Source organism: Psychrobacter sp. CAL346-MNA-CIBAN-0220, assembly GCF_040309805.1.
In the GTDB taxonomy this organism is placed as follows: domain Bacteria; phylum Pseudomonadota; class Gammaproteobacteria; order Pseudomonadales; family Moraxellaceae; genus Psychrobacter.
Genome location: NZ_JBEOPF010000615.1, coordinates 1 through 246 on the forward strand (window position 1 = coordinate 1; position 246 = coordinate 246).

Sequence of the window (246 nt, forward strand, 5' to 3'; positions counted from 1 at the left end):
GTTTTTTGGTCGATAATTAAGCTATCGGTCATTGTATGCGAGCTAATATCATGGAAATTAAACAATCAAATAGCAGTAATGCCAGTCCACTGCGTGACAATAAAACAGTTAATACATCGCAAACTTCATCAAGCCACCAAGCTGAGAAAAATTCCCCGGTTGAGCCTAAGTTAACCAGCAATCAGCTAAGTCGACAAATGATGAATAATTCGATTTTAGCGGCGCAAGAAGAAGTCAGTATTGCTG

The 246-nt window shown here is 39.0% G+C and carries 1 protein-coding gene; it reads left to right on the forward strand.

Features of this window, described 5'->3' with window-relative positions; all coding sequences use genetic code 11:
* Positions 1-35 precede the first annotated feature (35 nt).
* Positions 36-246: hypothetical protein (locus tag AAEY88_RS15025; RefSeq protein ID WP_350563678.1), on the forward strand; the 211-nt coding region annotated here is incomplete at its 3' end.